The organism is Galenea microaerophila (assembly GCF_054657255.1).
This window is the reverse complement of record NZ_BAAHWZ010000001.1, coordinates 847,114-866,359: the sequence shown is the minus strand read 5'-3', so window position 1 is coordinate 866,359 and position 19,246 is coordinate 847,114. Positions and strand designations below refer to the sequence as shown.

Genomic DNA, 19,246 nt, shown 5'->3' with positions numbered 1-19,246 from the left:
CAAGTCATTAGATTGGCTTGAGCCTGAATTTATTCAGAGTTCTCTCCTACTTTTCGGTAAAATATCCGTTTTGATCAAAACGGTCCTCCCTTTGAAACGACAAGATTTCTATTTTGATTTACCTGCTGAGTTGATTGCACAATACCCGCCTGAAAAGCGTACCGATAGCCGCTTACTGGTGATGCAGCCGGATGGGGGCGTGCAGAATTGTCAATTTCCGCAGATTTTAGAGTTTTTGCAACCCAATGATTTAATGGTGTTTAACAATACCCGAGTGATTCCTGCCCGACTGTTTGGTCAGAAAATGACTGGGGGGAAGATTGAGTGTTTAATCGAGCGGGTTTTAGACGATCGTAGGGTGCTCAGTCATATTCGAGCCAGTCATGCACCAAAACCCGGTGCGAGATTGCAGATTGCTGAGGCGTTTGAGGTCGAGGTTTTAGGTCGTGAGGGCGCTCTATTTGAGTTGGCTTTAGTATCACCTGTGGAATCCACCATCCTTTCTCTAATAGAAACCTATGGTCATATGCCCTTACCGCCTTATATAGAGCGTAGCGATGAAGCAGAAGATCAAGCGCGTTATCAAACGGTTTATGGGGAAAAACCGGGTGCGGTGGCTGCGCCGACCGCGGGCTTGCACTTTGATGAGGCTTTAATGGCCAAAATAGCCGAAAAAGGGGTGGAGATTGGGTTTGTGACCCTGCATGTGGGGGCGGGGACCTTTAAACCAGTGCAGGTGGAAGACATTGCAGATCATAAAATGCACTCAGAAGTGATAGAGGTCTCTGAAGCGTTGGTGGAGAAGATTGCACAGACGCGAGCCAAAGGGGGAAGAGTGGTGGCTGTGGGCACGACTTCAGTGCGCTGTTTGGAGAGTGCGGCGCAATTAAGCGGCATGCCGCAAGGCCAGCCTTTACAAGCCTACGCTGGAGAAACAGATATTTTTATTACACCCGGCTATGCGTTTCAGGTGGTGGATGTGCTGTTGACCAATTTTCATCTACCAGAATCTACATTGATTATGTTGGTTTCCGCTTTTGCGGGGTATCAAGAGACGATGCAAGCGTATCAACACGCGATTGCTGAGCGTTATCGATTTTTTTCATATGGTGATGCCATGTTGGTGCATCGTAAACAAGAGTCTTAGGCAATGAAATTTACTTTAATGCAAACCGATGGCCGTGCACGCCGTGGACAGATGCAGTTTGAACGTGGTGTGGTCGATACCCCCGCCTTTATGCCGGTTGGAACCTATGGGTCGGTGAAATCCATGATGCCAGAAGAGGTGGCGGCAACCGGTGCGCAGATTATTTTAGGCAATACGTTTCACCTCTCTTTGCGTCCAGGGACAGAGATTATTGAACAGCACGGTGATTTACACGACTTTATTAACTGGAAAGGTCCGATTTTGACCGATTCTGGCGGTTTTCAAGTTTTCAGCTTGGGGAAAATGCGCAAAATCAGCGAAGAAGGGGTGCTATTTCAAAGTCCTATTAATGGCTCAAAAATTTTTATGGGACCAGAAGAGTCGATGGCGGTGCAGCGCAAATTAGGCTCGGATATTGTCATGATTTTTGATGAGTGTACCCCTTATCCAGCCTCTCATGAAGTGGCTGCTGACTCCATGCGACTTTCTCTGCGCTGGGCGCAGCGATCAAAAGTGGCTCATGGGGATAATCCGGCGGCACTGTTTGGCATTGTGCAAGGGGGAATGTATGAAGATTTGCGTCAAGAGTCAGCGCAGGCGTTACAAGAGATCGGTTTTGATGGCTATGCCATTGGTGGGCTTTCGGTAGGCGAGCCGAAAGAGGAGATGATGGCGACCTTGGATTTTACGGAGCCTCATCTGCCGAAAGATAAGCCGCGCTATATGATGGGCGTGGGGAAACCTGAAGACATCGTCGAAGCGGTGCGCCGTGGGATCGATATGTTTGATTGTGTAATTCCAACACGAAATGCACGCAATGGATTTCTGTTTACCCATGATGGTGTGGTCAAAATCCGCAATGCCAAACACAAAACCAGTTTAGAGCCGTTAGATGCGCAATGTGATTGTTACACTTGCCAAAATTATACCCGTGCTTATTTACATCACCTAGATAAATGTGGTGAAATTCAAGGCGCGCGTTTGAATACGATTCATAATTTGCACTATTATCAGAGTCTAATGAAAGGGTTGCGTGAAGCGATTAGTGAGCAGCGTCTGGAAGCGTTTGTGCGTGATTTTTATGCACAAAGAGGTGAGCCAGTTCCGCCGCTATGAAGAAAGATGAATTTTTAGGAATTTTGTGTCACAATACGACGGGTTAAATTTAAAGAGACCTTTGCATAAGTGGGATGCGAGCTAAAAATGAGAAAAAATTTTCCATATCTAGGCGGTAAACGTAGGCATTAGCCAAACTATTGCCAAGTTTTCCAACAACGATAGGGGAAATTTTAGCCATTTTTAGCCGTAGAACCATCTCGTGCAACGGTCTCTAAATAAAGGAGAAAAAGATGTTTTTAATCAGCGATGCGATGGCTGCAGGTGAAGCGGCGCCTCAGGGGGATGTATTAATGCAATTGTTGCCTTTGGTGCTGCTCTTTGTGGTGTTTTATTTTTTATTGATTCGTCCACAACAGAAGAAAGTCAAAGAGCATAAACAGATGGTTGAGTCCTTGAAAAAGGGCGACGAAGTGGTCACCTATGGTGGTCTAGCGGGCAAGATTCGCGATTTAGGAGATGTGTTTGCAGAGGTAGAGATTGCGGACAATGTGGTGGTTAAAGTCGAACGCCAAAATATTGCGCGTGTGCTCCCTAAAGGCACCTTAAAAGGCGAATAAAAAGCACACTCTAGACAAAGGGGCAGTGGCCCCTTTTGTCGTTTATGGGGGGTCTCCCTTCTGTTTCAAGTTTCTGAATGGATAACGCTATGTTCCAATCGCAACAAAAAGTGATTTCAAATCAATACCCAGCCTGGAAATATGTACTACTCGTACTGGTGACCGTGTTGGGGATTCTCTATGCTTTACCGAATCTGTATGGGGATGACCCTGCGGTACAGATTTCTCCAGTTAAATCCGTGCAATTTGATGAGTCGGTGAAACAACAAGTGGTGCAAGCTTTAAATCAGGCAGGCATCCAGGTTAAATCGGTCAAGTTTGAAAAAGGTAAGATCTTAATTCGGTTGGACAGCACGGAAGCACAGTTAAAAGCAAAGAGTGTGATTAAAAATGTGTTGGGACGAAAAGCGGTCGTTGCGTTAAATCTTGCGCCTGCTACCCCTGAATGGTTACAAGCCATTGGTGCCAAGCCCATGTATTTAGGGTTGGATTTACGAGGCGGGGTGCACTTTTTAATGGATGTGGATATGGATGCCGCCATTGAAAAGCATTACTTGCGTTATATCGATGATATTAAGTCGAGCTTGCGTCAAGTTCGCGCGCGTTATTTAAGTGTGGTCTACGAAAACCAGCAGTTGGAAATTAGCTTTAAAGATCAAGAAAATTTTGAAAAAGGGCTTAAAGTTATTCAGGAAAAATATGCAGCGGATTTCCAAATTCAATCCGATGCAGCGCATCAGCCCCCTAAAATTATTCTCAAACTTTCCCCTAAAGCGATTAAAGAAGCAAAAAGTTACGCCTTAAAACAGAATATTACCACCTTGCGTAACCGTATTAATGAGCTGGGTGTGGCTGAGCCGGTGATTCAGCAACAAGGTGAACGGCGAATTGTGGTTGAGTTGCCAGGGGTGCAAGATACTGCGCGTGCTAAAGAGATCTTGGGCGCGACAGCGACATTGGAGTTCCGCTTAGTCGAGGAGCGAGGCGATGCGTATCGTGCCGAGAAATCTGGTTATGCGCCTTACGGTGCCAAGTTATACCATTTCCGAGATGGGCGTCCTATTCTATTAAAACGTGAGATTATTGTTTCTGGAGACAATGTGGTCAATGCTCAGTCAGGGATTGATACGCGTTCAGGCACGCCAGAGGTGAGTGTGACCCTAGATTCTGCTGGGGGTCGCAAAATGAATGAAGTGACCAAACGCAATATCGGCAAGCGCATGGCCGTGGTGTATATTGAAAACCACTTGACTACCGTAGAAAAGAATGGCCAGAAGGTGAAAAAACGCACCACCACTAAAGATGTGATTAATGCGGCGGTGATTCAAGGCCAATTTGCTAACCGTTTTCAAATTACCGGTTTGGACAGTCCTCAAGAAGCTCAAGATCTTGCCTTACTGTTACGTGCAGGTTCTCTGGCCGCCCCCATGGAGATTGTTGAAGAGCGCACCATTGGGCCGAGTTTAGGGGCTGACAATATTCGTCAAGGCTTTATGTCGGTCGTGGTCGGTTTCTTATTGGTGCTGGTGATTATGGCATGGCGTTATAAAGTGTTTGGCATGATTGCTAATATGGCGCTGATGTTGAACTTAATTCTCATTGTGGCCATTCTATCGCTGCTGCAGGCAACGCTGACAATGCCAGGGATTGCGGGGATTGTGTTAACCGTGGGGATGGCAGTAGATGCCAATGTTCTGATTTTTGAGCGAATTCGAGAGGAGTTGAAAAATGGCTCGGTACAGCAGGCCATCCATGCAGGCTATGAGAAAGCTTTTGTCACCATTGCCGATGCCAATATCACCACCTTATTAGCCGCAATTGTGCTCTTTAGCTTTGGTACTGGGCCGATTAAAGGCTTTGCCATTACGCTGAGTATCGGTATTATCACCTCTATGTTTACCGCCATTACTGGTACACGTGCGATTGTGAATTGGCTCTATGGTAATAAACCGGTTGAAAAGCTGCCCATTTAGGAGAGAGAGATGGAACAACAGAAAATGATTAATTTTATGGGGCAACGGAAATTGGCGGCAGCTGTTTCCATTGTGCTGGTGATCGGTTCCTTAATTGGTTTATTTGTCAAAGGCTTGAATCTCGGCATTGATTTTACCGGCGGTACTATTATAGAGCTGGCTTATGATAAGCCTGTCGATATTGACAAAGTGCGCACCTCTCTTCAACAAAAGGGGTTTAAATCCATCACCGTTCAAAACTTTGGGGCTGCTGAGGATGTTTTGATTCGCATTGCACCACAAAAGGGGATGAATTCGGCTCAAATCAGCAATAAGGTGCTGGATACCTTGCGCGCGGAGGGTGAACATATCGATGTACGTCGAGTGGAATTTGTCGGTCCACAAGTCGGGGACGAGTTGACTGAGCAGGGAGCCCTAGCAGTGATCTATGCACTGATTGGGATTTTGATTTATGTCGCCTTGCGATTTGAATTCCGTTTTGCCGTAGGTTCTGTAGCGGCTTTGATTCATGATGTGATCATCACGCTGGGCGTTTTTGCTTGGGGTCAGTTCCAATTTGATTTGACTGTATTGGCAGCGATCTTGGCAGTAATTGGTTACTCGCTGAATGATACGATTGTGGTCTTTGACCGTGTGCGGGAAAATTTCCGTACCATGCGTGAAGGTTCGCCGGTCGAAGTGACCAATGTGGCGGTCAACCAGATGCTGTCGCGGACGATTATGACGTCTCTGACGACCTTAGTGGTGCTCTTAGCTCTCTTTTTCTTGGGTGGAGAGATCATTCATAATTTTGCGCTGGCTTTGATTGTCGGGATTGTGGTCGGGACCTACTCATCCACTTATATCGCCAGTGCCATCGCTTTGGCATTGGGGGTCTCTAAAGCCGATTTAATGAAGCCAGAAAAAAGTGGTCAGACCGCTGAAGAGGCTGAGGCGGAATTGCAGAGAGCCTTTTTGGAAGCTGAGGCCAAAAGAGAAGCCAAATTGGCGCAAAAACAAAAATAGTGACATCAATACATGTGCATATAAAACCCCAGTACCTAATCAGGACTGGGGTTTTTTCTTTTATTTTTGCTGAAGTGTTATGAAAATGGCGTAGAATGAGAAAGCGTTGAAGAGAGGTTTATTGATTGTTTAATTGCGCATATAAAGGTGCAAGACTCTGTTGAGTGAAAGCTGTATTTTATCTGCACCATTTTTAATGAGCGACGAGGAAAATGTCAAAGCTTGTGCTAATTGATGGCCTTGAATTGAGATTTTTTGACCACAAGTAAAAAGTTACGTGAGATTTTATAACCATTAAAGGAGTGTATTATGTGGGGTTATCCGATGGAAAATGATTTGCTTAAGCAGTTAAGTAAGCATGCCAAGATCGCGGGTGCGATTATGATGTTGTTAGGGTTGGCGGGTATCTTTTTTCCGCAAATTATGTCCGTCGTGGTGGTTGTTTTTGTCGCTTGGTTGATGCTGTTAAGTGGGATTGTTGCCGGCTATTTTACTTGGATTTCTGATCGCAGCAATTGGATGGGCTGGCTGAAAAGTTTTATTCTGGTGCTGATGGGCGGCGTGATGCTTTTTTATCCTTTCCCTGGCGTGGCCGCAATGGGACTGTTATTCGCAGTTTATTTCTTTATGGATAGCTTTAGTAGCTTTACCCTTGCCATGGATATGCGTCCTAATAAAGGTTGGGGCTGGTGGCTCGTGAATGCGTTGCTCTCACTCGCTTTAGGTATTCTGTTTGTGATGGATTGGCCATTTAGCTCAATGTGGATGGTCGGACTTTTTGTGGGGATTAGCCTCTTTTTTGATGGGATCACTTTATTCTTTATGGGACGTCTATTCCATAAATTAGATCAAGATAAAATTAATGGAGATCAGCAATAAGTCGTTTGATCTCTCGAGCTAAGGCTTCATATTGTATAATGACTACTTTTTATAGATAGACAGGTTATAAGCGCCATGAACTTTATTGAAACCCGTGGTAATGATGGTAAAAACCCCATTGAAGTCACTTTTTCTGAAGCTATTCTGAGTCCGATGTCCTCATTTGGTGGGCTTTATGCCCCCAAAACCCTGCCGAAGCTTGGCGAGGAATTTTTACGGAAGCATCTGCATGCTTCTTATAAAGAAGTGGCGAAAGCGATTTTAGAGGCTTTTGAAATTGATATTGACTCGAAAATTGTTGATCAAGCTCTGGCGCTTTATGACCGTTTTGATGATCCACAAGACCCAGTGCCTGTCGTAAAGCTGTATGAAGATCTCTATATTAGCGAGCTTTACCATGGGCCCACGCGTGCCTTTAAAGATATGGCCATACAGCCATTTGGTTTAATCTTGTCCTCTTTGGCGCAGCAGCGAAATGAAGGGTATCTGATTTTAGCAGCGACCAGCGGAGATACCGGCCCTGCGACGCTCGAATCTTTTAAAAACCGAGAGAATGTTCGAGTGGCGTGTTTGTATCCAGATGGCGGGACTTCCGATGTCCAGCGCTTACAAATGGTGACTGAAGATGGTCGCAATTTGAAGGTGATCGGTATTCGTGGTGATTTTGATGATGCGCAAAATGCATTGAAAACCCTACTGGTTTCAGAAAAATTTAATCAAACGCTGGAGCAGCAGCAGATCCATCTATCAGCCGCCAATTCAGTCAATTTTGGACGAATTATATTTCAGACCATCTACCATATATACAGCTATTTGGCGTTGGTGCGTCAGGGCGCGATTGAAATAGGTGAGAAGGTTTATCTAGATGTGCCCAGCGGAAACTTTGGGAACGCTCTAGGCGGCTATTATGCGATGAAAATGGGCTTGCCGGTGGAGCAGATTTTGATTGCTTCTAATCGAAATAATGTGCTGACTAAACTGATTCGAGAAGGGATTTATGATTTGCGTCATTTACATGTCATTCACACCTCCTCTCCGGCGATGGATATTTTAAAATCTTCCAATATCGAGCGGGTTTTATTCGATCTGTTTGGTGCTGAGCGCACTAAAGCGTTGATGCAGCAGTTGGATCAAGAAAAATATTATGAACTGACCTTTGAAGAGTTGGCGCAACTGCAATCCATTTTTGCTGCGGACTACTGTGATGATGACGAAGGCAAAGCTTATATTAAGCAAGCTTTTGAGCAGGGTTATTTGATGGAGCCGCATACCGCGACTTGTTTAAAGCCTTATGAGACCAGTCGAGCAAAACCAGAGCTTAAAACGATTGCTTATTCTACGGCTGAGTGGACCAAATTCTCTCCAACGGTCGCCAATGCGCTCACAGGTGAGGAAGATGCGACCGATCTTGAAGCCTTGCAAAGTGTATCAAAGTTAGCGGGCATAGAGGTTCCGCCACAGATTCAAAAACTGTTTACTTTACCAATTGTGCAAGATACCGTCATTGATAAAACAGAAATAGAACCGACGATTATCGATTTTTTAGCCCATTAAAGTGGCATTCATCCTTTTCTGATTGAATCCTTTACCCTAGCAAAGTCAAGCGCCCTTCATGTCGAAGGTAAACGCTTGGCTCCCCTCACCAGATAGCCATGAATCTTTGGCGTTTTTAAGGTATAATTCTCCTTTATTTTCTGTAGGGAAAACGGGAATCTATGTCTGAGTTTGCAAGAGAAATTTTACCCATTTCGTTAGTGGATGAAATGGAGCAGTCCTATTTAAGTTATGCGATGAGTGTAATTATTGGACGTGCACTTCCGGATGTGCGAGATGGGTTGAAGCCGGTTCACCGTCGTGTCCTCTATGCGATGAATGAGCTGGGTAATGGCTGGAACAAACCTTACAAAAAGTCAGCGCGTATTGTTGGGGATGTGATCGGTAAATATCACCCGCATGGCGATACTGCGGTTTATGACACCATTGTGCGTATGGCGCAACCGTTTTCACTGCGCTATATGTTGGTCGATGGGCAGGGGAACTTCGGTTCGATTGATGGAGATGCGCCGGCGGCCATGCGTTACACGGAAGTGCGCATGGCCAAAATTGCCCATGAGTTATTGGCCGACTTGGATAAAGAGACCGTTGATTTCACGCCTAACTATGATGGTTCAGAATCGGAACCGAATGTCCTTCCAACGAAAATTCCTAATCTATTGGTCAATGGCTCAGCAGGGATTGCTGTGGGGATGGCGACCAATATCCCACCGCACAATTTAACCGAAACTCTGAATGCGACCCTAGCGTTTATTGATCAGCCTGATATTTCCTTGCCTGAATTGATGGCGCATTTGCCTGGACCCGATTTCCCGACACATGGCATTATTTATGGCTCGGGTGGAATTCGTGAAGCCTATGAGACTGGGCGTGGGCGCGTCAAAATGCGTGCTAAGACTTTTGTGGAGACTGATAAATCTGGTAAATCGGCCATTATTGTCAGTGAACTGCCCTATCAGGTTAATAAAGCCAAATTGATTGAGCGTATTGCGGAACTGGTCAAAGAGAAAAAAATTGAGGGCATTACCGCACTGCGTGATGAGTCTGATAAGGATGGCATGCGCATTGTAATTGAAGTGCGTCGTGGTGAAGTGCCAGAGGTGATTATTAATAATCTCTACAAGCAGACTGCGATGCAAACGGTATTTGGCATTAATATGGTGGCCTTGATTGAAGGTCAGCCCAAGCTGCTGAATCTGAAACAGATCATTGAAGCCTTTGTGAAACACCGCCGTGAAGTGGTGACGCGTCGCACCATTTTTGATCTACGCAAAGCCCGAGAAAAAGCGCATATTTTAGAAGGCTTGGCCGTTGCGCTGAACAATATTGATGAGATGATCGAGCTGATTAAGGCTTCGCCCAGTCCATCGGTAGCGAAAGAGCGTATGCTCGAGCGTGCTTGGCCAATTGGTTCAGTGACGCAGCTGCTGGAAAAAGTGGAAATGTCCGATGTGCGTCCTGAAGGGTTGGCAGAAAGTTATGGGGAAGATGGCGGCGTGTACCATCTGTCACCTGCCCAGGCGCAAGCGATTTTAGAGATGCGTCTGCACCGTTTAACCGGTCTGGAACAAGACAAGATTATTGCAGAATATAAAGAGTTATTAGAAAAAATTGCCTATTTCTTGGAGATTCTTCGCAATCCAGATCGCTTAACAGAGGTGATTAAAGAGGAATTAATAGAGATCCGAGAAACCTATGGTGATGAACGTCGCACCCAGATTGATCACAATGCACAGGATCTGGATGAAGAGGACTTGATCGCAGAAGAGGATCGGATTATTACCCTGTCTCGCGATGGCTATATCAAAGCGCAATCGTTGAGCGACTATCGAGCGCAACGCCGAGGTGGGCGAGGTAAGGCGGCGACGCAGATGAAAGAAGAGGATGAAGTCGGGCAACTCTTTGTGGCCTCTACGCATGATATGCTGCTCTGCTTCTCCAATAAAGGGAAACTGTATTGGCAGAAAACCTGGCAGTTGCCATTGGCGAGTCGCAATGCGAGAGGGAAGCCCATCGTCAATATCCTGCCTTTAGAAGAGGGGGAAGAGATTACCTCAATTCTCCCCATCAGCGATTTTGATAATCAGCACTTTGTCTTTATGGCGACTAAGAATGCCATTGTCAAACGGGTTAAGTTAGCGGATTTCTCGCGTCCTAGAGCCAATGGCATTATTGCCGTAGATCTATTGGACGATGACGAATTGGTAGGCACGGCCCTGACCAATGGTGATCAAGAGATTATGCTGTTTAATAATGCTGGTAAGGCGATTCGCTTTAAGGAAATCGATGTCCGGGTAATGGGTCGACTAGCACGCGGTGTGCGAGGCATGAAGCTGAAAGAAGGGCAAAAAGTGATCAGCATGCAAGTCGCCCAACCTGGTGAGTTGATCTTGACAGTGACCGAGCACGGTTATGGAAAATGTACACCGGTTGAGGACTATTCCACCATTAATCGTGGCGGCCAAGGGGTGATCTCTATTAAGACCAGTGAGCGCAATGGTCAAGTCGTGGCTGCGCTTTCGGTGACACCCGAACAAGAGGTGGTGCTGATTACGAATAAGGGCACCTTGGTGCGAACGCGTGTCGCGGAGATTTCTGTCGTCGGTCGCAATACGCAAGGGGTGAAGCTCATCAATGTTGGACAAGATGAGATGGTGGTCAGTGCTGCGGTGGTCGAAGTAGAGCCGGATGCCGATGCGGATACAGACGAGCAGATGACAGACGCTCAGACAACCACAGAAACAGACGCCTCTATGGATAAAAATGAAAATGAAAGTGAGATAATAGATTAATGAGACCTTTTAATTTTAGTGCCGGCCCAGCCATGCTGCCTGAGGCGGTGATGCGTAAAGCTCAAGCAGAGTTTTTAGATTGGAAAAATACCGGGATGTCAGTGATGGAAGTGAGCCATCGCAGTCCCGAGTTTATGGAGTTGGCCCACCATTTAGAGGCGACTTTAAGAGAGATTATGGCCATTCCGGACCATTACCGGGTGTTGCTGACCCATGGGGGCGCTTCAATGCAGTTCTCAGGTGTTCCGCTGAATTTGACGCAAGCGGAGGATACAGTGGATTATCTCAATACGGGCGTTTGGTCCACCAAAGCGATCAAAGAGGCCAGTCGCTATGTGAATGTCAATGTTGTTGCTGAAGCACAAACCACCATTCCGGATTTTGTAACCTGGCAACTCAGTGATGAGGCGAAGTATCTGCATATCTGCTCCAATGAGACCATTACTGGGGTTGAATTTCAGCAAGAACCTGAGGTATCGGTTCCTTTGATCGCCGATATGTCCTCTAATATCTTATCGCGTCCAGTGGACGTCTCTAAATATGGGGTGATCTATGCGGGTGCGCAGAAAAATATCGGCCCCGCAGGTTTAGCCATTGTCATTGTTCGCGAAGATTTGATTGGTCATGCGCGCCCAGTAACCCCAACCTTGCTGAACTGGCAAACCTATGCTGAAAATGAGTCCATGTTTAATACTCCGGCGACCTACTCATGGTATCTAGCGGCTTTAGTCTTTGATTGGGTGAAAGAGCAGGGCGGTCTTGAGGCGATGGCAGAAGTTAATCAACGCAAGGCCAATCGCTTATATGAGGTGATTGACAACAGCCAGTTATATCAAAATAACATTGACCCTCGTTATCGTTCCCGCATGAATGTCACTTTTACCACTGGAGATGAGGCATTGGATAAACAGTTTATTGCTGAAGCCAAGCAAGCTGGGTTACTGAATCTCAAGGGTCATAAGGTGTTTGGGGGGATGCGTGCCAGTATCTATAACGCGATGCCGGAAGAAGGGGTAATCGCACTGGCAGAGTTTATGCAGCAGTTTGAACAAAATCGGGTGTAATCTATGAGTGAAGAAGCGCAGCTGCTGAAAATTCGGGAAGAGATTGATGCCATTGATCGGCAGATTCAAGCACTGATTACCCAGCGTGCTAAGTGTGCTCAGAAGGTCGCCGAAATTAAAACGCAGGGTGGCAAGGTTGAGACGGTGTTTTATCGACCTGAGCGCGAAGCTCAAGTGCTTCGAGCGGTAAAGGTTCGCAATATGGGCCCCATTCCCGATAATGAAATGGCGCGCTTATTTCGCGAGATTATGTCGGTCTGTTTAGCGCTTGAACACCCAATGACCGTGGCTTATCTGGGGCCTGAAGGCAGTTATTCCCATGCCAGTGTGGTGAAGCAGTTTGGCTCATCTGTGCAGCCGCTTGCGGTCTCCAGTATTGAAGAAGTTTTCCAATCGGTGGAAAAAGGGGAGGCTCATTATGGTATGGTGCCGGTCGAAAACTCTTCGGAAGGTGTTGTTAAAGCCACTCAGGAAGCGCTTTTAACGACTGATCTTAAAGTGTGCGGTGAGGTCGATTTACGAATTCATCATTGCCTATTGTCGCAAGTAGACACGCTTGAATCCATTCAGAAAGTGGTGGCCCACCCACAAGCGCTTGGTCAGTGTCGGCATTGGTTGGAGAACAATCTGCCTTGGGCAGAGGCTGAAGCGGTCTCTTCCAATGCTTTGGCCGCCAAAATGGCACAAGAAAATGCGACCTTAGCCGCCATCGCTTCAGAAGAGGCTGCGCAATTGTATCAATTGCGCGTGTTGCAAAAGCATATAGAAGATCAGCATGATAATACCACCAAATTTTGGGTGCTGGGTAAAGAGCAGACTGAGCCGAGTGGAGAAGATAAAACCGCACTGATTTTATCCATTCCCAATAAGGCAGGAGCTTTACTCGAGGTGTTAAAAAGTTTTGCAGATCGGCAGATCAGTATGACACGCATTATCTCGCGCCCTTCGCTGAATAAAAAATGGGATTACCTATTTTATATTGATATTTTAGGGCATCAAGCAGAAAGCAATGTGTTGCAAGCATTAAATGAAGTGGCTGATCATGCGCAGTTTTTTAAAATTTTGGGCTCCTTTCCCGTTTCTCCATTAGATTAGACAAAGAAAGAAAAATTCATGTCAAAAATGCCTGTTTCTTCAAAACCTTTTTCAAAGCTTGTGCGCCCTCAAGTCGCTGAAATGACCCCCTACCAGCCTGGCAAACCGATTAGTGAGTTGCAGCGAGAGTTAGGGATTAAGCAGGTGATTAAGCTCGCTTCAAATGAAAATCCATTGGGTTGCAGTTCGAGAGCCACAGCGGCAATTCAAAACCATTTGACAGATTTGAGTCTCTATCCAGATGGGAATGCTTATGCGCTGAAACAGGCTTTGAGTGAACATCTAGGGGTGCAGCCTGAACAGCTGGTGATTGGAAATGGTTCCAATGAGGTGCTTGAATTGGTCGCACGAGCTTTTGCTGCAGAGGGCGATGAAATTATTTATGCCCAGTATGCGTTTATTGTCTATGCGTTGAGCGCAAAAGCGGTCGGAGCGACAGGCGTAGAGGTGCCAGCAAAAGGCTATGGGCATGATTTGCCAGCAATGGCGAAAGCGGTGACCGAGAAAACCAAGGTGATCTATTTAGCCAATCCCAATAATCCAACCGGCACCCTATTTGGTCGAGCAGAATGGGAAGCCTTTATGGCACAGGTGCCAGAACATGTGATGGTGGTGCTGGATGAGGCCTATTTGGAGTATGTGGAGGCAGACGATTACCCAAATGGACTGGATTATTTAGATCGTTATCCCAATTTGGTGATCACACGCACCTTTTCTAAGGCCTATGGTTTGGCAGGGTTACGTGTGGGGTATTTAGTTGGCCATCCGCAAGTGGTGGATTATTTGAATCGCATACGTGAACCCTTTAATGTCAATAGCTTAGCATTGGTTGCAGCAGAGTCTGCCTTACAAGACCAAGGTTTTATTCAGCGTTCAGTGGTCTTGAATCGACAAGGCAGGGCTGCACTCATTGAGTTTTTAGAGCGCCATCAACTCGCCTATATCCCTTCAGCCGGAAATTTTGTCACTGTAGAGATAGGAAAGAAAGCCGCGGAAGTGAATCAAGCCTTATTACAAAATGGGGTAATTGTGCGTCCAATTGCTAACTACGGGCTGCCGCACCATTTAAGAATTTCCATTGGTTCCGCTTCTGAAATGCAGTATTTAGTGCGCGTGTTGAGAGAAGTTTTACTCGCCATGCAGATCATTGAACCGGTTGCAACGGATGAAATCGAAAAGGATGAATACGCAAGTTGAATCAAGCAGTTGAAAAAACAGAAAAAAATGCCAAAATCCCCAGTCCTGCCCCCTTGAAGACGGTTTTAGTGATGGGTGTGGGGTTGATTGGCGGCTCTTTTGCCAAAGGGATTCGTCAACGCAAACTCGCCCAAGAAGTGGTCGGATTTGGATTTCATGAAGCCAAACTGCAAAAAGCGGTTGAGTTGGGGGTGTTAGACCGTTATGAAATGCATCTCCCCACAGCCGTGGCGAAAGCGGACTTGATTTTATTGGCGGTGCCATTGGGTGCGATTGAGCAGCTGTTGGCAGAAATTCAACCCTATCTTACTGCGGAAACCATTGTGACCGATGCCGGCAGCGCAAAAAAATGCGTGTTGCAATCGGCTAAGCAAGTGTTTGGCCGAATACCTGAAAATTTTGTTGCCGGTCATCCTATTGCGGGTAAAGAGAGCAGTGGTGTTGAAGCAGCGGATGGAGATCTTTATGAAAATCATCGCGTGATTCTGACGCCCACTGCGGAGACAAATGTTCAGGCGCTACAGCAAGTCAAGCAGCTGTGGCAAAGCTTGGGGGCATGTGTGTCTGAGATGACACCTGAATATCATGATGAAGTCCTGGCGGCAACCAGCCATCTGCCCCATCTACTCGCCTTTACTTTGGTGGATCTGCTCAATGAGCATGAAGAATTAGGCAATGTTTTCCAATATACAGCGGGAGGTTTCCGCGACTTTACCCGCATCGCTTCCAGTGATGCCACTATGTGGCGGGATATTGCGGTCAATAATAGTGACGCTATTGTGAAGTGGTTACGCAATTACCAGCAGGCTTTAGGAGAGATGATCCAGTTAGTGGAAGCGCAAAAAGGGGAACAGTTGTTTGAGCTGTTTACCGCTGCCAAAGAGGCACGAGATTTACATATTGTTAACCGCGATGCAGAAACGATGCAAGATTGCGATTTTGAAGAGAGTCAGTCCCTATGATTAGATTTAAAGTTCAGCCCAGTGGCCCGATCAAAGGTCGTATTCGTGTTCCTGGCGATAAGTCCATTTCCCACCGCAGCATTATGCTCGGCTCTTTAGCGGAAGGCATCACCACGGTGACCGGGTTTTTAGAAGGGGCGGATAGTCTGGCAACCTTAGAGGCTTTCCGTCAGATGGGGGTGCAAATTGAAGGCCCTGATAACGGTAAAGTGACCTTGCATGGGGTCGGTTTGCATGGCTTAAAAGCGCCGCAAGCCCCTTTAGATATGGGTAATTCTGGAACGGCCATGCGTTTAATGGCTGGCATTTTGGCAGGACAGGCATTTGACAGTGAATTGATTGGAGATGAATCGCTTTCAGGCAGACCCATGGGGCGGGTGACCGAGCCATTGCGTCAGATGGGGGCAGAAATCGAGACCGCAGAGGGCGGCAGGCCTCCGTTAAAAATTCATGGGCGAAAAGTAGGATTAAAAGCGATCGATTATCGATTGCCAATGGCCAGTGCTCAAGTCAAATCTTGTGTATTACTGGCAGGGCTCTATGCTCAAGGGCGTACCTGTGCGACGGAGCCTGCACCGACTCGAGATCATACTGAGCGGATGTTACAGGGATTTGGCTATGCAGTGCAAGTGGAAAAATTAGATACGCAACGCACAAAAGTCTGTTTAGAAGGAGGCGGGCAGCTGCAAGCCACGCATATTGATGTCCCTTCAGATATTTCATCGGCGGCTTTTTTTATGGTGGCTGCCAGTATCGTCCCCGGCTCCGACCTGGTGATTGAACATGTGGGGGTGAACCCGACGCGTACCGGCGTGATTGAGATTTTAAAACGTATGGGCGCAGAGATTACTTTAGAAAACGAAACGGTTGTGGGTGGAGAACCGGTTGCAGATATTCATGTTCGTTACGCGCCTTTAAAAGGCATTCAGATTCCAGAAGCTTTGGTGCCCTTAGCCATTGATGAATTTCCGGTTTTATTTGTGGCCGCTGCAATGGCTGAAGGGACAACGGTGTTATCCGGTGCGGAAGAGTTGCGTGTTAAAGAGTCCGATCGCATTCAAGTAATGGCAGATGCTTTGCAAGCGTTGGGCGTCAACGCGCAGCCAACCGAAGATGGCATGATCATTCACGGAACTGCTGGTGTAGGCTTTCAAGCCCAACAGGGTGAGATTGATAGTCATCACGATCATCGTATTTCGATGGCGATGACGGTTGCCGGCATGTGTGCCCCTTCTGAAGTGGTGATTGAGGATTGTGCAAATGTGAACACCTCTTTCCCTACCTTTTTACAGTTGGCAAATAAGGTTGGCATTCAGGTGTCTGAGGAGGCAGTCCAATGAGTCAAGTTCCCGTAATTACGATTGATGGCCCCAGTGGGGTCGGTAAGGGCACCCTTGCGCAAAAATTGGCCGAGCTAACAGGCTTCCATTTACTGGATAGTGGTGCCATTTATCGCGCTTTAGCTTATGGGGTGTCTAAACAAGGATTGGCCATTGACGATCAGCAGGCGATTATTCAGTTGGCAGAACAGCTGCCGGTCAAGTTTGAGCAGGGTAAGGTTTGGTATGAAGGGGAAGATATTTCTCAAGCCATCCGCAATGAAACCATTGCCGGCATCGCCTCCCAGGTAGCGGCCATTCCCGAGGTGCGGCAAGCGCTCTTGAATCGACAAAGAGCATTTGCCCAACCGCCGGGTTTGGTTGCTGATGGACGAGATATGGGAACCGTGGTTTTTCCAGATGCGCCGGTTAAGCTTTTTTTAACCGCCAGTGCAGAAGTGCGTGCCAAAAGACGCCTTGAGCAGCTGGCACAACAAGGCGAGCAGGGAGATTTTGAGGCCATTGTGGCTGAAATAAAAGTCCGAGATGAACGCGATCAAAATCGAGAAACCGCCCCCTTAAAACCTGCAGACGATGCTGTGGTGATCGATACCAGCCATTTAACGATTGAAGAGGTTGTCAATCGCGCAGTGGAAATAATTCAACAAAAAATCCCTCAGGCGCTTCTAACTGATTGAAAAATTAGTTATAATAATCAAATAACTTAAATTTAAGTCCCTGAACTGTGTTCAGGGATTTTTATTTTATCAATTTCTTTAAACGCAAATTGGTTGGGCAATTTGTTTTTGTTTAACTGACCCAGATAGAGTGAGATACCCAACTTTGACAACTTGAATCTGGTTAGAGTAATAAAATTTTGGAACAATCCATGAGTGAATCTTTCGCACAATTATTTGAAGAATCTTTAAAACAGCAAGAACAGTTTAAGCCAGGTACCTTGATCAAAGGTAAAGTGGTTGCCATTGATAAAGAAACCGTATTGGTCGATGCAGGCATGAAGTCTGAATCAGCCATTCCTAAGAGTCAATTCCTAGACGCCAACGGAGAGTTGGAAGTTCAAGTTGGCGATGAAGTTGAAGTTTACCTTGAGTCATTAGAAGATGGCAGTGGTGAAACGCGTCTGTCTCGTGAAAAGGCAAAACGTGCGAAAACTTGGGATCGTCTTGAGCAAGCTATGGAAAACGATGAAACGGTTAAAGCTTTGGTCACCGGTAAGGTTAAAGGTGGTTTAACCGTTGAAGTCGATGGTGTTCGCGGATTCTTGCCTGGTTCACTTGTGGATGTGCGTCCCGTGCGTGACTTTGGCTTCCTAGAAGGCAAAGAAATTGAAGTGAAGATTGTTAAGCTCGATCGTAAGCGCAACAATATCGTTGTTTCTCGCCGTGCGGTGATTGAAGCAGAAAACAGCGTTGAACGCGAAGCCCTATTGGCCAATATGGAAGAAGGCGCAGTTCTGAAAGGGATTGTTAAGAACCTGACTGATTATGGTGCCTTTATCGATCTTGGTGGGGTAGATGGATTGTTGCACATTACCGATATGGCATGGCGTCGTGTCAATCACCCATCAGAAGTGGTGCAAGTCGGTGATGAAATTGAAGTGAAAGTATTGAAGTTTGACAAAGAGAAAAACCGCGTTTCTCTCGGCTTGAAACAGCTTGAAGAAGATCCATGGTCAGATATGGTTGCACGTTACCCAATCGGCTCTGAAGTGATGGGTAAAGTTGCGAATATCACCGACTATGGTGCCTTTATTGAAATTGAAGAAGGCATTGAAGGTTTGGTACATACCTCTGAATTGGATTGGACCAACCGTAACATTCACCCATCTAAAGTGGTTCACTTAGGTCAAGAAACTAAAGTGAAAGTATTGGATGTGGATCAAGAGCGTCGCCGTATCTCATTGAGTATTAAGCAAACTGCCACCAATCCTTGGGAAGCTTTTGCTGCGACACACTCTAAGGGTGAAAAAATTACAGGTAAAATTAAGTCTATCACTGACTTCGGTATCTTTATCGGCCTAGAAGGGGGTATTGACGGTCTGGTTCACTTGACCGATATCTCTTGGTCAGAGCCAGGTGAAGAAGCAATTCGTAACTTCAAGAAAGGCGATGAGCTAGAAACAGTTATCTTGTCAATCGATCCTGAAAGAGAGCGTATCTCTTTAGGTCTAAAACAGCTTGAACAAGATCCATTCAGTCAATATGTGGCAGAACATGGAAAAGGCAGCATCGTTAAAGGGACTGTGAAGTCTGTTGAAGAAAATGGTGCAGTGGTCGAGTTGGCCGATGAAGTTGAAGGTTTCCTTCGTACCTCTGAGTTGAATGAAGATACTCGTGATGCGCGTCAAGTGTTGAAAGAAGGCGACAAGGTTGAAGCGAAGATTATGAACATTGACCGTAAAAACCGCTCAATTTCTCTCTCAGTGAAAGCAAAAGAAGCGCAAGAAGAAGCGGAAGCTTTGAAAAACTTCTCTGGCAATCAAGAACCAGTTGCAGCGGCAACTTTAGGGGATCTTTTAAAAGACAAGATCGCTGAAAAATAATTTGAGCTAACAGAGCTTTT

15 protein-coding genes are annotated in these 19,246 nt (G+C 46.3%); all 15 read left to right on the top strand.

Features of this window, described 5'->3' with window-relative positions; all coding sequences use genetic code 11:
• Positions 1–91: 91 nt before the first annotated feature.
• The 15 genes from queA to rpsA all read left to right on the top strand — a co-directional run bounded on the left by queA (position 92) and on the right by rpsA (position 19,226).
• Positions 92–1,147, top strand: a complete 1,056-nt coding sequence (queA, locus tag ACYQ05_RS04210; RefSeq protein WP_459818624.1) for a tRNA preQ1(34) S-adenosylmethionine ribosyltransferase-isomerase QueA — start codon at positions 92–94, stop codon at positions 1,145–1,147.
• Positions 1,148–1,150: 3 nt separating this feature from the next.
• Positions 1,151–2,263 carry a tRNA guanosine(34) transglycosylase Tgt gene (gene tgt / locus ACYQ05_RS04205; protein WP_459818622.1) on the top strand — a complete coding sequence of 371 codons (1,113 nt, stop codon included), beginning with the start codon at positions 1,151–1,153 and terminating at the stop codon, positions 2,261–2,263.
• A 233-nt stretch (positions 2,264–2,496) separates the two neighbouring features.
• Positions 2,497–2,823, top strand: a complete 327-nt coding sequence (gene yajC, locus ACYQ05_RS04200; protein ID WP_459818620.1) for a preprotein translocase subunit YajC — start codon at positions 2,497–2,499, stop codon at positions 2,821–2,823.
• Between the two features lie 89 nt (positions 2,824–2,912).
• Complete coding sequence (gene secD / locus ACYQ05_RS04195; RefSeq protein ID WP_459818618.1) at positions 2,913–4,796, top strand: protein translocase subunit SecD; 1,884 nt, start codon at positions 2,913–2,915, stop codon at positions 4,794–4,796.
• Positions 4,797–4,805: 9 nt separating this feature from the next.
• Positions 4,806–5,801 carry a protein translocase subunit SecF gene (gene secF / locus ACYQ05_RS04190; protein ID WP_459818616.1) on the top strand — a complete coding sequence of 332 codons (996 nt, stop codon included), beginning with the start codon at positions 4,806–4,808 and terminating at the stop codon, positions 5,799–5,801.
• A gap of 309 nt (positions 5,802–6,110) precedes the next feature.
• The gene (locus ACYQ05_RS04185; protein ID WP_459818614.1) at positions 6,111–6,680 is read left to right on the top strand and encodes an HdeD family acid-resistance protein; all 570 of its coding nucleotides are present in this window, start codon (positions 6,111–6,113) and stop codon (positions 6,678–6,680) included.
• 75 nt (positions 6,681–6,755) lie between these two features.
• Positions 6,756–8,234, top strand: coding sequence for a threonine synthase (gene thrC, locus ACYQ05_RS04180; protein ID WP_459818613.1), 1,479 nt, complete (start codon positions 6,756–6,758; stop codon positions 8,232–8,234).
• A gap of 161 nt (positions 8,235–8,395) precedes the next feature.
• On the top strand, positions 8,396–11,026 hold the full coding sequence (gyrA, locus tag ACYQ05_RS04175) for a DNA gyrase subunit A (protein ID WP_459818611.1): 2,631 nt from the start codon (positions 8,396–8,398) through the stop codon (positions 11,024–11,026).
• Positions 11,026–12,090, top strand: a complete 1,065-nt coding sequence (serC, locus tag ACYQ05_RS04170; protein WP_459818610.1) for a 3-phosphoserine/phosphohydroxythreonine transaminase — start codon at positions 11,026–11,028, stop codon at positions 12,088–12,090. Before gyrA ends, serC begins: the two co-directional genes overlap by 1 nt.
• Positions 12,091–12,093: 3 nt before the next feature.
• Positions 12,094–13,185 (top strand): prephenate dehydratase, encoded by a 1,092-nt coding sequence (gene pheA, locus ACYQ05_RS04165; RefSeq protein ID WP_459818608.1) that lies wholly within the window; start codon positions 12,094–12,096, stop codon positions 13,183–13,185.
• A gap of 18 nt (positions 13,186–13,203) precedes the next feature.
• Complete coding sequence (hisC, locus tag ACYQ05_RS04160; RefSeq protein WP_459818606.1) at positions 13,204–14,382, top strand: histidinol-phosphate transaminase; 1,179 nt, start codon at positions 13,204–13,206, stop codon at positions 14,380–14,382.
• The gene (locus ACYQ05_RS04155; RefSeq protein ID WP_459818604.1) at positions 14,379–15,344 is read left to right on the top strand and encodes a prephenate dehydrogenase; all 966 of its coding nucleotides are present in this window, start codon (positions 14,379–14,381) and stop codon (positions 15,342–15,344) included. Before hisC ends, ACYQ05_RS04155 begins: the two co-directional genes overlap by 4 nt.
• Positions 15,341–16,684, top strand: a complete 1,344-nt coding sequence (aroA, locus tag ACYQ05_RS04150; protein WP_459818602.1) for a 3-phosphoshikimate 1-carboxyvinyltransferase — start codon at positions 15,341–15,343, stop codon at positions 16,682–16,684. Before ACYQ05_RS04155 ends, aroA begins: the two co-directional genes overlap by 4 nt.
• A complete protein-coding gene (gene cmk, locus ACYQ05_RS04145; protein ID WP_459818601.1) occupies positions 16,681–17,361 on the top strand; it encodes a (d)CMP kinase in 681 nt (226 codons plus the stop codon). The genes aroA and cmk overlap by 4 nt, the downstream gene beginning before the upstream one ends.
• 191 nt (positions 17,362–17,552) lie before the next feature.
• Positions 17,553–19,226: a 30S ribosomal protein S1 gene (rpsA, locus tag ACYQ05_RS04140; RefSeq protein ID WP_459818599.1), complete on the top strand. Its 1,674-nt coding sequence runs from the start codon at positions 17,553–17,555 to the stop codon at positions 19,224–19,226.
• The last annotated feature ends 20 nt before the right edge of the window (positions 19,227–19,246 follow it).

Excerpts from the sequence above, each read along its gene's own strand:
- tgt (WP_459818622.1), top strand. The coding sequence starts at position 1,151 with ATGAAATTTACTTTAATGCAAACCGATGGCCGTGCACGCCGTGGACAG.
- yajC (WP_459818620.1), top strand. The coding sequence starts at position 2,497 with ATGTTTTTAATCAGCGATGCGATGGCTGCAGGTGAAGCGGCGCCTCAG.
- secD (WP_459818618.1), top strand. The coding sequence starts at position 2,913 with ATGTTCCAATCGCAACAAAAAGTGATTTCAAATCAATACCCAGCCTGG.
- secF (WP_459818616.1), top strand. The coding sequence starts at position 4,806 with ATGGAACAACAGAAAATGATTAATTTTATGGGGCAACGGAAATTGGCG.
- ACYQ05_RS04185 (WP_459818614.1), top strand. The coding sequence starts at position 6,111 with ATGTGGGGTTATCCGATGGAAAATGATTTGCTTAAGCAGTTAAGTAAG.
- thrC (WP_459818613.1), top strand. The coding sequence starts at position 6,756 with ATGAACTTTATTGAAACCCGTGGTAATGATGGTAAAAACCCCATTGAA.
- gyrA (WP_459818611.1), top strand. The coding sequence starts at position 8,396 with ATGTCTGAGTTTGCAAGAGAAATTTTACCCATTTCGTTAGTGGATGAA.
- serC (WP_459818610.1), top strand. The coding sequence starts at position 11,026 with ATGAGACCTTTTAATTTTAGTGCCGGCCCAGCCATGCTGCCTGAGGCG.
- pheA (WP_459818608.1), top strand. The coding sequence starts at position 12,094 with ATGAGTGAAGAAGCGCAGCTGCTGAAAATTCGGGAAGAGATTGATGCC.
- hisC (WP_459818606.1), top strand. The coding sequence starts at position 13,204 with ATGTCAAAAATGCCTGTTTCTTCAAAACCTTTTTCAAAGCTTGTGCGC.
- aroA (WP_459818602.1), top strand. The coding sequence starts at position 15,341 with ATGATTAGATTTAAAGTTCAGCCCAGTGGCCCGATCAAAGGTCGTATT.
- cmk (WP_459818601.1), top strand. The coding sequence starts at position 16,681 with ATGAGTCAAGTTCCCGTAATTACGATTGATGGCCCCAGTGGGGTCGGT.
- rpsA (WP_459818599.1), top strand. The coding sequence starts at position 17,553 with ATGAGTGAATCTTTCGCACAATTATTTGAAGAATCTTTAAAACAGCAA.